This is a genomic window from Neobacillus sp. PS3-40, from assembly GCF_030915485.1.
Taxonomy (GTDB): Bacteria; Bacillota; Bacilli; order Bacillales; family Cytobacillaceae; genus JAUZPL01.
On the sequence record NZ_CP133266.1, the window covers coordinates 1,558,449 to 1,572,027 of the forward strand.

The window sequence follows — 13,579 nt, forward strand, 5'->3', positions numbered from 1 at the left end:
TGCTTATACCCCCTCGATTTGTTGTGTAGCAGCAGTTTCTGCTAAAACTACTTCCTTTTCTTGATCCAAAAGATTTACTTGTTTCATTGCACTCTCTAATTTAACGTCTACAACACTCGCATCATCAATGTGTTTAAGAATTACTTCATTCACTTCATCAAAAAGGGATTTCGTATCACTTATCTCACTCATAACATTTTGTGAATACGCTTTCTGCTCTTCGATCTTTTCAATAACATCATTTACCTCTGTCTGAACATTGTTAATGACACCAGATATATAATCAATTTTCAAAGATGTATCTGCGCTCAAATTTATGCCGCTTTTAACAAGCTCTGTACTAGTTGTAGTAGATTGCAGTGTTTCTTGAATATCATTTTGAATATTCTTCGTTAATTCACTGATACTATTTGTGCTAACAGCCGTATTTTCAGCTAATTTGCGTACCTCCTCAGCAACAACAGCAAAACCCTTGCCCTGTTCGCCAGCTCTTGCTGCTTCGATTGATGCATTTAATGCTAAAAGATTAGTCTGATCGGCAATCTCTTTAATAACCCTAACAATAAGTTCGATTTCCTTCGATCGTTCATTTAATTGATTCATTTTATTAAACGTTTCTTCAAGCTGCTTGCCTAGTTGTAAAATAAGTTGCTCTACCATGCCGACAGACTTTCTACCCTCTTCTGACTTTAAAACCATATCCTCTGCCGACTCAATCAAATTTTCCCCTTTAACAGAAAGAATTTTTGAATTATCAAAAGAATATTCACTTAGATTATTAACATTGTCGAAACGTCCCTTTATTTTCTCTACTAAATCTCCCATTACATGGTGTTGACTGTTCACCAATTCGTGCTGGTCAATCGTCTTAGTCAATTCGAAATTAAAGGACTCGATAAATTTCTCGAAGAATTCCCCTTTTTCTTGCATTTCCCCAAGGACCAAATCAAGCTTATTTCTTAGTTCTTTATTTTCTTGTTGTAAACCTTGATACTTTGTTCTATTTATAAACATGCTAAATCCCCCAGTGGTAGTTTATTCCTCATATTTCACCAAAATGTTACAATTTTCTACTCTCAAAGTCTATTATAATGCACAGTAAAAATATTATTAAGCTATTACTTGAAATAAACGATTATTTATTTTTTAAAGGGAAATGAATTAATCTTGTCCAAATTTGAAAATTAACTTCCTTATTATTTTATAAAGGGTTTAATTAATGGTTCAATATACGTTTGAATAATCTGTTACTTCCTATTATAATTTTCATTAAAAGGAACATTCTCTAAATTTTGGATATTTTTTAAAGGAAAGTTCCAGGAATTTTAAGGATAAATTTGCATCCTATTGAAAGGGACAACTAATGACAGAGTCTGAACAGAAATGGAATCTGATGAATCGTCGTTCATTTTTAAAAAAATCAGGAAAAGCATTCCTAGGATTGATAGCATCTGGAACGATGATGGGAACCTACTCTTATAAAATAGAACGATTTTGGTATCAAATCAAAGAGGTACGTCTAATAGTAAAAAATCTTCCCCAAGTTTTTGAAGGATGGAAAATCGTTCAGTTCAGTGATGTTCATTTAGGATTCCATTATGGAATTGACGATTTTAAAAAGGTTGTAAAGATGATTAATAAATTGAAGCCCGACATAATTTTCTTTACAGGGGATCTAATACAGCTCGGAAATAAGCAACCAGAACTTGCTATTCCATTACTCAAGGAATTAAATGCACTCTGTGGAGGAAAATGGGCTGTTATCGGTAACCATGATTTTTATACAAAGAATGATGTAATCAAGGTATTCCAAAGTGCAGACTTTAAGGTGTTGGATAATAGCCACGATTATATCGAGCATAGCCAACAACGTCTTTATATTGCAGGAATCGACGATGTAATGTACGGAGACCCAGATATAGGAAAAGCTGTTGAGGGGGTACCGGACGATAGTTGTATGATGTTGCTTGCACATGAACCTGATATTGCTGATGAAAGCAGCAAGTATCCGATTGCCACACAATTTTCTGGGCACTCACACGGGGGACAAGTACGGATTCCTTTCCTCGGGCCTATTATTAGACAGGATTTTGAGAAAAAATATGTAGAGGGATATTATCAGGTTGGGGAAAGTAAAATGGGATTATATGTGAACCGAGGGATTGGGACAACAGATTTACCTGTTCGTTTTTTTTGCCGGCCGGAGGTAACGGTGTTTCAGTTTGGCCTTTAAAATAAATGACTCTGCAGATGTATATAAAATTAATAAAGAGCTACTTTTGAATGGTTCGATCTTATAAAAGTGAGCCCCGTGATTTCTCAATCATAGGGCTTTTATATATGGTTTTGTCAATGCGTTTGGGATTTTTAGTTGATTTCCAAATGAAGGTCTTTTTGATAATGTAAAAACAGCTTTCAAAAGATCACTCAGTATAGGGTACGTTGTACATCTTTTCAGTTTTCTCTTTTAATATTAATAATTTTTTAGCAACTACTCTACCTTTCATCAAGCTAGAAGTTTCTATATACTTCCATGCACGGAATGAAATTAATAAGGATACAATCGTTGTAATAATTCCTATTTCCTATAAAAGACCGGATTTTATTCTCCAAAATTCCCTACTACCTTTTTTAACTAATTAGCCTGAGACCATCGATTTAATTCTTTAAAAGTTCCCAAATCTCTATAATAACTATTTTCACAAGTAAAAGAATAAACCTTATTTTTTTCAATTAATGGAAATAAAGCATCTGATAAATATAGTTCTTTAGCCCCTTCTCTAGGTTTATTTGTTGAACAAAACTTATTTAAAATCTCAGAGAAAATGGGATTCCAGACCATCATCCCCCACATATATTCTAAATTTGTTTCTTTTGGTTTTTCAATCACGTTTGTAATTAAATCACCATTAAAATCCACAACAGATACACTAGTTGGATTATCAGTTTTAAAACAGCCTAAAGTAACATCTGAATTATGATTTCTATTGTGGTATTCTATTGCTTGTTTTAAAAAATTACTTGGTTCAATTATAGTATCAGGCATTGCGAAAATAACTTTTTTATCTTTAATTAGGTGATAAGCCTCATTTAGGGATTCAGGTAAACTTTTTGCTTCAGGATGAATACATACAGTTAAATCAATTCCAAATTGTTTTCCATTACCTAGATATTTTAATAAATCCGTTTTATTTGGATTTATTGTAATAATGATATGTTTTATCCCAGCCCTTTTCATTGCTTCAATTGTATACATTATAATTGGTCTGAAACTCTCATGATGGACATCTGGGAACATTTCTTTCGAGAACGGCATTCCTAACCTCGTTCCCTTACCTGCGCATGGTAATAAGCCTACTGTTTCCATTTCTTTACCCCCTTAAAAATTTTGATTCTTTTAATATTTAAAATTAAAAAAGCATTGGTTGATAAAGGATAAAAATCTTCAACCCGCGCTTTTAATATAAATTTTCTATTAATATATTTTCTTAAATTGATAACTCAGAAATTTTGTTAGCAAACTTATTATTATTATTATTATTATTCGTAACACTGTTAATAATTTTAACAATTTTAGCAGAAGCACCATTAGAATCATATATTTCTATTTCTTTAAGAAAGGCACTTAGTTCCGTTAAATACCTACTCTTATCAAATCCTTCTATTACCTTTTGTAATTGGTCATTATTCTCAGCTAATGGATATGGCAAGGATTGAAGATTAAAGTAAAAGTTTCGTTCTTCAATATATTTCTCAATATCAGGTGCATATAAAAAGATTGGCTTTTTAGTTAAAGAAAATTCAAACATACAACTCGAATAATCAGTTAGTAAAATATCACTAACTGCTAATAATTCATTCATATCTTCATACTCTGTTGCATTTAGTATTTTTGAGCTGTACTGTAAAGAATCTGCTTTTTCTGTTACATCTGGATGTAATCTAACTAATACTATCCATTCTCCACCATACTTTTTCTCTAAAACCTTAATTAATCTTTCAAAGTCTACATTATATACTGCAGTATCTGAATTAGCTCTAAAAGTTGGAGCATATAATAAAATGCTCTGTTTCCCTTTAATATTGAAGTATTTTAAAACTTTTTTTGACATTTCTTCTTGACCATTTATTAAAACTTCGCACCTCGGAGCTCCAATTTCTAGTATCTCACCATCATACCAGTACGAACGCCTATATAAATCAGTGTGAAATCTACTGTTTGATATAAGAAGATCAATCATTTTCGAGTCATTTTTTGCCTTGGAAATGTAACTTGGAGAAAGTTGTTTTTCTATATCCTTTTCAATTTGTTTTAATGCAACGACACCATGCCATGTTTGAATATAAAATTGCATTTTTCTTTTTGGAGTATAAAAAAACTTCCTTTCATTATCTATCCAAACTTTAGCTGTTGCCAACTCGTAAAGATGCCTAATTGACCTATATTTTACAATTCTAATAGAGTTAGGTATATTGGCCTTTCCTATAAATTCTTTCTTTAATATCCAAACAATATCAAAATCCAGCTTTTGTCTTAACATTTCTTCTGCTATATATTTCGGATTATCTCCATATCCTTTACCATTAAAGTTTGTCAATACAACTTTATTATTTTTAATAGGTAATTTAACAAAGAGAGGAGTTAATAAAAAAGCGAAACTTTTCTTAATTTTATATTTAGGAAGTAATACAAAAATGTAAAAAATTCTTTGTAGCCTTAAGTATAGGTTTAGAAAATTATTCAAATATCGTTTTACTTTATTCGCCATCATATCAACTCCTTTATTATTTAAATTCAAACTAAAAAAAGGTTACTCACTTTATTTTGGTTATTTAATTTATTCGAAACGAAACAAGTCTTATAATTACATTTTTACTTGGCTTGCAAAATATCCAATTACAGCTTTATCCACATCTTCATCAAATTTTCTGGCGAAATATTCATTTGATTTCCTAATAATATCTATATGTTCAATTTTTAACGTAATAGGGTTATTACGCCCCTTTAAAGTTTCTGAGAATTTTATATACATTAAATTATCATTGACAACATTTGCTTTAAATTTGGAATTCATTATTAGCGTTTGAAAGAAAAATTCATCAGGAACCAGACTGTTTTTAAATACCTCATAATACCATTTATTTTCATCCAAAAATCTTATAACATAGCGAGCTACCACTAATGGAATGCAAAACCAATTAGAACCATTATAGATTGAAAAACCTTCTGGTAGTTGATTCCCATTCGGCAATATATTCCAACCGAACCCATATAACATAGCGATGCACCGTCTTAAAACCCTGTATGGATGAAATGGATTATTGTATAGACTTCTCATCGCTTTTGGCCAACTTACATTTACAAAGGCCGCATGTGGTTCATGCCTGTCAACCCGATAGGCATTCATAAATATTTTATTTTTATTATGTAAAAGAAAATCTTTAAATCCATTTTTCACTAATAGATCTTGCCCACTTCTAAAACAAATAAAATCGTAATCCTTACCCGTTGCAATTACTTCTTTCATTAATAGAATTGTAGCATCAACCTGTGTTATATCTCCCCATTTTACATCTATGCTTTCATGTAAAATTTTTACATTAGGATGAGCTACTATTTTAGGATACATTTCAGCATAACTTTTTTTATCAATATGGATATATATATCTGAATGCTCTTCTGAAACAATCTGTTTAATAAACTTATTTACTTGACTTGGATTTTTATGAATTTGTAGAATATAAGCCGTACGTAGAACATTGGAATTTGAATTCATTTTGAATTCTCTCCTTTTCCTTTTTATAGTTTTAAAAACGATAGAGTCTTTTATACAGAATAAAAAAAAAGACATCATACCCCTTTTGAAATTCAGGGGTTTTAAGCCTAATTTCAATATAAGAGAAAATGTCTTATCTCATAGTATTTTTATATTCTTAATTTACTATATTCATTTTAGGTATATACCATTGAAATCTTTTAGATCCCTAATTTGTGCAAATTGTAACATTCACACTAATTATTAGATTTTTCTTGTTGTAAATAGTGGTATAACGCTCCAATTAGATTAGAATCATTTCCGTATTTACACTTTTCTACGGAAATATTCAGCCTTTTTTCATCAATTTGAGTTTTTCATTAATCCGTTCAATTAAGTCATGACGCTCACTAATGGCACCACCAATTAAAATTTTCTCAGGATCAATAACATATTGGATATTAAAAATACCTACCGCTAAACGTTTGAGAAACTTTTCTATTTCATCTTTAACTTTTTCATCCCCATTATCTTCCATTTCAAAAACTTTCTTTCCATCTAATGTCCATTCTGCCTTTCTTTTACGCTTTGCAACTTGACTAACTAATCCAGCGGTTGCGGCAAGAGAATTCCAATTTTCACCTATTTGCTGATCTAAATAATTCTCCATTATCATATCACCAAACTCACCACCATGAAGGTTTTTCCCATGGTGTATCTTTCTATCTAAAACTATTGCTCCTCCAACACCTGAGCCTAAAACAATACATACATAATCCTTAACATCCTTTGCTGCTCCAATCCAGCCTTCAGCTAATCCCGCACAATTGCCATCGTTCTCCAATTCAACCCGGAGTTTTGTTTTATCTTGTAAAAGCTTTTTTATGTTTGGCCCATGAATATAAGGAATGGCACTTCCTCCCCCAATGCAACCTTCTTTTACGTCTACTGCACCTGGCATGCTAAGCGCAATTCCAGAGAGGAAATAATTGTTCTGAAAATCCTTTACAATCGTGTTAATTGTTTCAATAAATATTTCTATGCTATACTTCGGTGTTATAATTGAATCCTTCTTTATAAATTCTCCATACTCATTCATTAAAGCAAATTTAATAGATGAACCTCCAACATCAAAAATTGCAAATTGCCTAATTTTAATGCACTCCTTTATTCTAAATCCTCACCATTCAGATTAAACACAAAAATTACTCCATAAATTTGAAAAACCCAAAAAAGCAATAAACTATTATAATAAACAGGATTTACCTTATTCCTCTTTTTTTCTTTATTGCATTATTATCAGTTTCTATTATCTTTAATTTAGGGAGTTTTTTTAGTAATCTAAAATCTGTAATATTATTGTTAGTTAAATTTAGTTTTTCTAAATTTAAAAAATATTGAATTCCATCTAAATTAGTAATGTTGTTATTACTTAAATCTAATTCTTTAATACCACTTAATTCCTTTATTGAAATCCATTTTTCAAGCGGATTTGAAATTACTTTCCGCACCGATTTTTCAAAATTGCTATCAATGAAAGTGGCTACTCCTGCAATTTCAGAAGTAGTATAAAATTCGAAATCATTTGATTTTGCTTCATCAATAATCCTTTGAATTGTTTTTGGGGTAGTTCTCCATGTTCCAGATTTAATTGCCTCCTTTCCCCACCCGAAATTTTCCCAATTAACTTCTTCTGGTAATATTGAATGGCACGTTATAATTAAATTTTTCCCTGTCTTTTTAGCTATTTTCATTATTTTTTTTACATAATAGAGATTAGATGAATAATAGACATCCAAACAAATAGATGGAGCAAATCCACTAAAGTTAAATGGGGTTAAATTATCTTCATTCATATGCCCCCTAACAATTTTAAAATAGTTCGGAACTAATTCCTTTATGATATCCTTATTGTAGATAAAATGAGGAAACGCAAAGGAAACTGGTTTTTTAAACTTTTCCTTAGTCATTGAATGTGATTGTTTTTCCATCCAATTAAATAAAGAACGTATTTCATCATAAATCCACTTTTCTAATCCAAATTCTTGAGTATACTCTACAGCTTTTTTATGCTTAAGACCATGATGTGCAATTTCATGTCCTTGTGATTGTAATTCTAATAGTCTATCAATTTCATTTTGGGTGTGTTCTCTTTTACCTTCAAAGTGATGAATTGCATTAATATTAAACGTTACTTTCACATCATAATATCCAAACATTTCTTTTCCATACTTAATCCAGTCATTGATCCTATAACTATCATCAAAGGAGAACACGATTCCTGGTTTATTTAAATAGGGAATCAATTTTTCTTGTGTTAGATGGTTAGACTTTTCAACATGTTTCTTCATCTCTCTATAAAGATTTCCCCAGTATCGCCAATTGTAATAAACTTTTGTTAAAGGGTTAATTAATTGTAAAATCCTATTTTTTATTAAATTCATCTTTATATAACCTCACAATTTTTAGTAAGTTTCCTATGAAATAAAAAATAGATTGACTTAAATAAGTCAACCTAATACAACCCATTACCTACTTTGCACCAGAGCCTACAATGTTTTTAATTTTTTGAAGTTTCCTATATTTTATCTGATTCATAAGATTATTTAATAATACATATTTAATATATTGAAATTCTTTATTTCTATAAAATATGACAAGGTAGATGAGGTTAGGTACAAACAAACAAACAATCCCTCTTATAATTAATGATTTAAAGCTATGACCTGTTACTAGAGCATCGCAAATACTTGTAACAATAAAACACGTAATTACGGTTAGCGCTGCATAGATACCATAGTTTAAAAAATAGTTCCAAACAGATTTCTTAAAAATTCTTCTAAAAACGATAAAGGGCTGTGTCCATAGAACTGTACTTATCGTACTCAATGTAGTCCCCATGAATATTCCCGCCAAACCATAAAATTTTATTAAAACTAGTGATGAAACCAAATTAATAAATCCTTCAAATAATGGAGCATACCTATCTTGGACGAATAATCCAGCTTTATTTTTAAATGTAGCTATAGATGTCCTCATCCCATCTAAATAAAAATTTATAAGTATAAAAATAAATGTCAGTTTATTTAAAATGTATTGATTCCCAAGCCACCAACGTATGAAAGGCTCTAATAAGTTATATAAAAATATTACGCAAAATGAAAATATCCAAAAGTTTACTAAATACGATACCTTAAAAATTGAATAGTTCTTCTCATTATTCTCAGTGGCTATTAGGTTACCGACACTGGCCCCAATTCCACCGAGTATTGGATTTAATAAGGCAGATAATTGTCCCATTATCATTGTATAATTAGAATACAGGCCTACTGAAGCAACGCTGAAAAAAGAAGATATTAATAAATTATCCGTACCGTAAACTATAAAAGCCCCTATATTATGCAGAAACATAGCTTTTATATTTTTTACTAGGTTCTCCTTAGTGCTTTTGTCAATTAAATATTTTTCACTCGTTCGAATATATGAGTATCGTTTATTGACGATTCTTCCATTTATCCCATTTTGGATTGCGTAAAGAAATAGTTCTATTGCTAAATATATTATGTAGTTTTTTGTTTCTAAAAGAATGATTATTTTCGCAATTGTTGTCAATATTTGGAATACAAGATTAACTCTAGCTAATACATATCCTTTTTGATCTGCATTAATCAGAGACCATTTATGAGCATTTAAATAAGAAATCATATTTTTAGCAATAAAGATACTGTATATTATTGGCATATATGAAATTGATTCACTATGTTTCATTAGAATACCTAAAAATGGATATATACCCGCACTAATAAATAGAACGATTAGTGCTAAAACTCCATATGCTTTTTTATATAATTGTATCAATGCAATTACTTTTTCCCTGTTATCTTCTGCTAATGGTTTATATAAATTGTATACAATACTTATACCTATACCACTTTCAGCCAATGCCAATATTGATAAAACATTCGTTAATAATCCATTTATCCCTAAATAATCTACTCCCAGTCCATCCAAAAATACCTTTCTAGAAATAAAGCCTAAAATAATAATAATTATCTGACAAAAAATACTTATAGATATATTTTTCATTGAATGAATTGTTCTCATAATTTAGTCCTTTTCTAGCTTATTTCAGAGCAATTTCTTTCTAAAAGATATTCTCTCTTTATATTTTTGAAAAATTTAGCAACTTTTGATTAACTTGATTTTTAGATAGATTTTCACTCAAATTGTCTCTCACTTTTTTATTATCTATAAGGAATTTTACCCTTTCGAATAATTCTTCTTCACTACAACCGACAATAAATCCGGTAATTCCATCCTCAATTTGCTCAAAAGCTCCAATGAAATTGGTTGTAACAATAGGCTTACATAAACATTTTGCCTCAGCTAAAGTGAGACAAAAGCCCTCATGTCTCGATGTTTGAACATAAATATCTGATTTAGCTATAAAAGGATAAGGATTAGTTCTTGATCCTAATAAAATAAAATCATGTTTTAGATTATATTTATCTATTAAGTATTCGTATTCCTTTCTTTGTTTACCCTCACCAATGCAATACCATTTTACAAGATATCCTTCTTTTCGTAATTTATATAGAACATTTATTGCAAGATCTTGCCCTTTTTCCTTTGCAAGTCTTCCAACCGTCACAATCTTAATACCTTCAAAATCTGAATCAAAATCAACCTTTTTTTTAGACATTTCTTTAATTGAATCTATTTCGATTATATTTTGAAAAACAGATGATTTACTTCTAATTCCTGGAATTTTTTCAATTAAACGCTTTTTTGCCTCTTCAGAAACGATTAAAATCTTATCGAATTTTTTGTAAATTCTTTCATGTAACCTCTTATTCATATAATGGTGGGATACATCAAAGTGAACCCAAGAAATTTTTTTTCTTGCTATTACTTTATTTGCAATATAATAATCAATAACATCGGTGGGGCCTTGATAGGATATTGCAATATCGTATTGATTTAAATTCACCGGAACCTCTTTTAGAATATGTTTATAATAACTATATCGACAATCAAAGTGTTTAGAAATTAAGTAAGCAGATAAAAAAGAATGTGTTTTAGCATACATTTTATTTCGCAAATAACTTTTAATCGTTTTTTGAGGAGGCTGCATCATGATTGGTTTTACTTTCTCAAACCAATTTGCTTCTTCAATCTTTACCCAATCTGGAATATACTCCAGCAATGCTCCCCTTTTTTCTAATAATAATAATGTAATATCATATTTATCTTTTGGAATTACTGATAAAAGGGATAGTAGTGATTTTTCTACACCGCCTATATTCATATTAGTTATCATAAATAATATTTTCTTCATGTTATTCCCCCAAATATCAATAAGAAATAAAAAAGACCATTCCCAATTACTTTGGTTATGATCTTTAACAAATATCTGTAAATTTGTATAATTTTAATATTTCTTTTGTAGTATCAATAATCTCGTTTTGAAGATTTCCTTTAATTTTATTTTTTAATTTTATATCAGTCAATAATCGTTTTATCGTTTCATAAATTTGATCCTGTTCGCAATTTACAATGAAACCTGTTTGATTATTGACTATTTGCTCATTTGCGCCTGTAAAATTTGTACTTATAATAGGATTATCAAAGCATCTTGCTTCTGAAAGTGTTATACAAAAGCCTTCATGCCGTGAGGACTGGACATATATACCACACTGTTTCATAAATGGGTATGGATTGGCATTAGCGCCTAGAAGGATATAGTCATTTTCAACATCATACATTTTTATGAGTTTTTCATACTCTTTTCTAGCACTTCCCTCACCTATACAATACCATCTTATATTATATCCCTCTTTTTTAAGTCTCGCTAATACAGGAATAGTCAAATCTTGACCCTTTTCTTTGCTTAAACGCCCTACTGTTAATATTCTAATCCCTTTAAATTGATCATTAAATCCAATCCCTTCACAAGACTTTTCCTTAATTGAATCAGAAGAAATAATATTAAAGAATACTTCTGTCTTTTCTTGAAGGTTAGGCAAAATATTAAGAAGTTTATTTCTCCCCTCGTTCGAGACGACAAAAATCCTATCAAACTTACTATATATTCTAGAAGCAAATTTCCTGTTAAAACCTATTTTAGAAATATCAAAATGAATCCACTGAATCTTCTTTTTAGCCTTTACTTTCTTTATTATAAAATAGCTAATGAAGTCCATTGGACCAGCATAAGCCACAGCAACATCGAATTCATTGTTCATTCCAGGGTATTTATGTAAAACATACTTATAAAGGAGGCTTCTGTCTTGGAGAGCTTTTGAAATTAATATTAAGAAGAAAAATATAGCTGCTTTAACTATCTTTCTTCCTTTAAGCAATTCAAAAATTGTTATTAATGGTGGATTATTTAAAATTGATTTGATATTCTTATATTCATTTAAATATTGAATAGTTACTCCTTGGGGAATTGAATTTAGCAATCCACCATATTCTTCAAGCATTAATAATGTAATATCGAATTTATTCCTAGGTATTATGGAAAGCATGTTAAGTAACGCTTTTTCAGTTCCACCAACATTCATACTAATAACCATAAATAATATTTTTGCCCTCATGAATTCTCCTTTCAGGGTTAATGTTGCCCTATTAGTCTACTAAATTTCTCAAGTTCTTCAATATTGCCTTTTTTTTCGAACATCAAGTATTTTGCAATATTTTCTCTTAATAAATGATTATTTATTAATTTTAATATCCCCTCAAAAACTGCAGTTCCGTTCATCTCAACTACTAGTCCATTTTTTTGATCTATCATTTGATTGTACACAGCATCAAACTTTGTTGTAACTACTGGTATATTCAGTATTCGTGCTTCTGCAATAGCTAGCCCAAATCCCTCAAAACGTGATGTTTGTACATAAATATCCGCGTCTTTAATAAATGGATAAGGATTTTTTTTAACTCCTAATAATATGAAATTATCTGAGAGATTATTTTGTTTAATATAATCTTCTATTTCCTTTTTTAATGGTCCCTTTCCTAATACATACCATTTAAATTTTATATTACTTTCTTTTAGTTTCTTACACGCTTCCAATGCAATATCGTATCCCTTTTGATAAGCTAATCTGCCTATCGTCAAAATCTTTAAACCATCAAAATTATCATCATAACTTTGGCCATAGTTCGCCATCATAGAAATAATATTTGGATTATTTATATCGTATATGACCTCTACCTTTTCTCTTATATTAGGGAATGTTTCCAAAATAATGTCTTTTGTAGTGTCAGATACAGCAACAATTTTATCAAACAAATCATAAAATTTCTTTTGAAAATGTTTTTCATTTTCATCTAAACGATAACTTACATTTACCCATGCATATTTCCTTTGAGCTTTTACCTTTTCAGCTACATAAAAAGTTGGAATTCCTTGTGCATAACTTATAGCAATATCATATATTTTAGGATTACTCTCAATAACTCTAGATATATTTTCCCAGTATATCCTGGCTTTCTGAGCATTACTATATTTTTTCTTTCTAATATTAATAGAATATTTTATTCTAAAAAATAACATTTTAAATTCCAAATTGCGAATAGAGTACTTAATAGCATTTTTTAAATTTAACGCTGCAAAATCTGTGTACTTGAGAGGCGTTAAAATTTCCACTTTTTCAGGTACTAATTCTTCCAGATCCCCCCCATGCCCAAATAGCATCAAATCAACATTGTACGCAGAATAATCTAAAAGGGACAGCAGTGTAACCAAACTTTTTTCAGCCCCAGCACAGTGTAATGAATCTATAACAAATAATAAGTTTTTTTTCATTATTTGATCT

The 13,579-nt window shown here is 29.9% G+C and carries 11 protein-coding genes; 1 reads left to right on the forward strand and 10 read right to left on the reverse strand.

Annotated elements, in window-relative coordinates; genetic code table 11:
- Positions 1-3: 3 nt before the first annotated feature.
- Entirely contained in the window at positions 4-1,014 is a 1,011-nt protein-coding gene (locus tag RCG20_RS07945) for a methyl-accepting chemotaxis protein (RefSeq protein ID WP_308183671.1), read from the reverse strand.
- 349 nt (positions 1,015-1,363) lie between these two features.
- On the opposite strand from RCG20_RS07945, the gene RCG20_RS07950 reads away from it, so the two are divergent.
- Positions 1,364-2,233: a metallophosphoesterase gene (locus RCG20_RS07950; RefSeq protein ID WP_308183672.1), complete on the forward strand. Its 870-nt coding sequence runs from the start codon at positions 1,364-1,366 to the stop codon at positions 2,231-2,233.
- A gap of 402 nt (positions 2,234-2,635) precedes the next feature.
- Here the strand turns inward: RCG20_RS07950 and RCG20_RS07955 are convergent, their stop codons facing one another.
- The 9 genes from RCG20_RS07955 to RCG20_RS07995 form a co-directional block, all read right to left on the reverse strand.
- Complete coding sequence (locus tag RCG20_RS07955) at positions 2,636-3,367, reverse strand: sugar phosphate nucleotidyltransferase (protein ID WP_308183673.1); 732 nt, start codon at positions 3,365-3,367, stop codon at positions 2,636-2,638.
- A gap of 121 nt (positions 3,368-3,488) precedes the next feature.
- Positions 3,489-4,769, reverse strand: a complete 1,281-nt coding sequence (locus tag RCG20_RS07960; RefSeq protein WP_308183674.1) for a CDP-glycerol glycerophosphotransferase family protein — start codon at positions 4,767-4,769, stop codon at positions 3,489-3,491.
- A gap of 96 nt (positions 4,770-4,865) precedes the next feature.
- Positions 4,866-5,777: a beta-1,6-N-acetylglucosaminyltransferase gene (locus tag RCG20_RS07965; RefSeq protein ID WP_308183675.1), complete on the reverse strand. Its 912-nt coding sequence runs from the start codon at positions 5,775-5,777 to the stop codon at positions 4,866-4,868.
- 328 nt (positions 5,778-6,105) lie between these two features.
- Complete coding sequence (locus tag RCG20_RS07970) at positions 6,106-6,855, reverse strand: ROK family protein (RefSeq protein ID WP_308183676.1); 750 nt, start codon at positions 6,853-6,855, stop codon at positions 6,106-6,108.
- Between the two features lie 163 nt (positions 6,856-7,018).
- Positions 7,019-8,200 (reverse strand): DUF2334 domain-containing protein, encoded by a 1,182-nt coding sequence (locus RCG20_RS07975; RefSeq protein WP_308183677.1) that lies wholly within the window; start codon positions 8,198-8,200, stop codon positions 7,019-7,021.
- Positions 8,201-8,288: 88 nt separating this feature from the next.
- A complete protein-coding gene (locus tag RCG20_RS07980) occupies positions 8,289-9,860 on the reverse strand; it encodes a lipopolysaccharide biosynthesis protein (protein ID WP_308183678.1) in 1,572 nt (523 codons plus the stop codon).
- 58 nt (positions 9,861-9,918) lie between these two features.
- On the reverse strand, positions 9,919-11,094 hold the full coding sequence (locus tag RCG20_RS07985) for a glycosyltransferase (RefSeq protein ID WP_308183679.1): 1,176 nt from the start codon (positions 11,092-11,094) through the stop codon (positions 9,919-9,921).
- Between the two features lie 64 nt (positions 11,095-11,158).
- Positions 11,159-12,355, reverse strand: a complete 1,197-nt coding sequence (locus tag RCG20_RS07990) for a glycosyltransferase (RefSeq protein ID WP_308183680.1) — start codon at positions 12,353-12,355, stop codon at positions 11,159-11,161.
- Between the two features lie 17 nt (positions 12,356-12,372).
- Positions 12,373-13,569: a glycosyltransferase gene (locus tag RCG20_RS07995; protein ID WP_308183681.1), complete on the reverse strand. Its 1,197-nt coding sequence runs from the start codon at positions 13,567-13,569 to the stop codon at positions 12,373-12,375.
- Between the last annotated feature and the right edge of the window lie 10 nt (positions 13,570-13,579).

Excerpts from the sequence above, each read along its gene's own strand:
- RCG20_RS07975 (WP_308183677.1), bottom strand. The coding sequence starts at position 8,200 with ATGAATTTAATAAAAAATAGGATTTTACAATTAATTAACCCTTTAACA.
- RCG20_RS07985 (WP_308183679.1), bottom strand. The coding sequence starts at position 11,094 with ATGAAGAAAATATTATTTATGATAACTAATATGAATATAGGCGGTGTA.
- RCG20_RS07955 (WP_308183673.1), bottom strand. The coding sequence starts at position 3,367 with ATGGAAACAGTAGGCTTATTACCATGCGCAGGTAAGGGAACGAGGTTA.
- RCG20_RS07965 (WP_308183675.1), bottom strand. The coding sequence starts at position 5,777 with ATGAATTCAAATTCCAATGTTCTACGTACGGCTTATATTCTACAAATT.
- RCG20_RS07950 (WP_308183672.1), top strand. The coding sequence starts at position 1,364 with ATGACAGAGTCTGAACAGAAATGGAATCTGATGAATCGTCGTTCATTT.
- RCG20_RS07995 (WP_308183681.1), bottom strand. The coding sequence starts at position 13,569 with ATGAAAAAAAACTTATTATTTGTTATAGATTCATTACACTGTGCTGGG.
- RCG20_RS07945 (WP_308183671.1), bottom strand. The coding sequence starts at position 1,014 with ATGTTTATAAATAGAACAAAGTATCAAGGTTTACAACAAGAAAATAAA.
- RCG20_RS07960 (WP_308183674.1), bottom strand. The coding sequence starts at position 4,769 with ATGGCGAATAAAGTAAAACGATATTTGAATAATTTTCTAAACCTATAC.
- RCG20_RS07990 (WP_308183680.1), bottom strand. The coding sequence starts at position 12,355 with ATGAGGGCAAAAATATTATTTATGGTTATTAGTATGAATGTTGGTGGA.
- RCG20_RS07970 (WP_308183676.1), bottom strand. The coding sequence starts at position 6,855 with ATGAATGAGTATGGAGAATTTATAAAGAAGGATTCAATTATAACACCG.
- RCG20_RS07980 (WP_308183678.1), bottom strand. The coding sequence starts at position 9,860 with ATGAGAACAATTCATTCAATGAAAAATATATCTATAAGTATTTTTTGT.